The organism is Bartonella birtlesii IBS 325, from assembly GCF_000273375.1.
In the GTDB taxonomy this organism is placed as follows: domain Bacteria; phylum Pseudomonadota; class Alphaproteobacteria; order Rhizobiales; family Rhizobiaceae; genus Bartonella; species Bartonella birtlesii.
Genome location: NZ_CM001557.1, coordinates 1,545,778 through 1,547,720, shown reverse-complemented (window position 1 = coordinate 1,547,720; position 1,943 = coordinate 1,545,778). Strand labels below are relative to the sequence as shown.

The window sequence follows — 1,943 nt, the reverse complement described above, 5'->3', positions numbered from 1 at the left end:
ATAAGCTTCAAGAGGGATATCTGTCATGACGATATTGCTGTTATAAATAACAGTTGATTATCTTTCTCTTTACCTGCTTTTGCGAATTTCATTTCTGTAACGTAGTAAAATTTCTCAGGATTAGAGATCTCTGTAACTTTGGGATTACCCTTTTTAAAGGTCACTGGATAAGGCTCTACATCTTCATAATTCACGTGCAAATGACCGAGTTCACGCCCCGCTGTTACAAACTTCCAAAAATCATCAGCAGTTTTTACACAAGGAATGCGAGGCAACTCTTTACATAAATTATGAGCATAACGGGTACGGTAATCTTCTGAATGAAGTAAACCATAAACATAATAAAACAGATCATTTTTAGTGAGTGTTTCATTCGGATAAGCTGCTTCAAAATGTGCTAATCCCTCATCCGTAATGGCATCACGGCGTTGTAAGCCAGTACTTTTACTTTCTTCTGTAGAATTCGTAAACAAATGGGATTGGTTATCATTTTTATTTTTTAAAGATACAGTATCTTCGTAAATATAGCGGGGAAAGCATTGAATACCACCTTCCATCATATTAACATCAGATACAACTTTAGTCATAAGTACAGAAAAGTCTTTCTTTGCTCCTATGCCTGTAACTTGTATCACCTTATTTTCAACCGCTTTCCCCATAGGGAATATGCGCGGCATTTGATAAGTTCTTTCATTAAAAATACGATTATAGTAAAGCCACTGTTGTGTAAAAGGACGATACAAGCTTTGTGTGAGGCACGCATTTTCAAACTCAGAAAACTTTCCTCTTACCAATTCTTCTTTCAAACTGCTACTCCAACTGATCTTTTTTTCATCTGTATCAACAAAATCATTTACAACTTTCATACGTAACTTACGTTCAGTATGTGGATAAACATCATTAAAACGTTTCAATTCGTTGTTATAGAAAGTAATCATATCACTCATATTCTTAGCTAAAGCTTTACGGCTTGAATTGTATGCCCAAGCATCACGACCGCTTGAGATACCGCAAGAATAAGTCTCAAAGAGCTTATTATCATGCCCTCTTTTTACACCTAAAGCTAAGAATGGTTCGAAGCTTTCATTACGTTGACCAAGCCAATCACCATGTTTGTCTGGTGTAATTATTTGCCAGCCTTGTTCACTTCGTGTAATACCATCAATGCTACCAAGGGATTCGATTATCGTAAGCTTTTCTTTTCTAGTGAGATAATCTCCAATATCACGAAAATATATCTTCCCACGCTGTTGTGCATTTGGATTTTTTACGAGAATGGAAATCGCTATAGGGGCTCGAGAACCTTCACCAAAAACTCCACCACTTTCTTTCTTACGTTGTTCTCCAGAAGTCCGCGCATTCCCCCGCAAATGGAAAATATAAAGGCTGCTAAATTCTTCAACGAGGCATTTGCGTAAGCCATCCATAGAATGTCCAGTAATAAAACCGGCATTTGTGACAAAGCCGATTACCCCAGCATTATCAATACGGTCACTTGCCCAGCGGATAGCGCGGATATAGCTATCATAAAGTGCTTGCATATTGGTTGCTTTTGAATGAGTAGCATAAGTTTCACTAATACGTTTATCTAATATCGGATAAGGAGTATTTTTTGCATTATCATTTTCGTTTTTTGCTTTGTTGAATAAGGGGGATTACCAAAGATAACTTCGATATTTAGATTTTTCTGGTGTTCCAAATATTCACTGTTTTCTTTAAATAATTTTTGTAGCAGATTTTTCTCTTCAAGCATCCGAAACGTATCGGTTAAACCAATATGCTTGAAAGGAATATAATTCCCTTTCATAAGACTATGATAGGTCGATTCAATGTTAATGGCTGCTATGTAATAGGCGAGCAAGACAATCTCATTGGCGTGGATATCATGACGGAATTTATATTCCATATCCTCTGGTTTTATCAGTTTAGATTGTAAAAGCCGT

General features: G+C 36.5%; 1 pseudogene. It reads right to left on the bottom strand.

Features of this window, described 5'->3' with window-relative positions:
- A pseudogene (locus QWU_RS09400) lies at nt 1-1,943 on the bottom strand (type ISP restriction/modification enzyme); the annotation flags it as partial.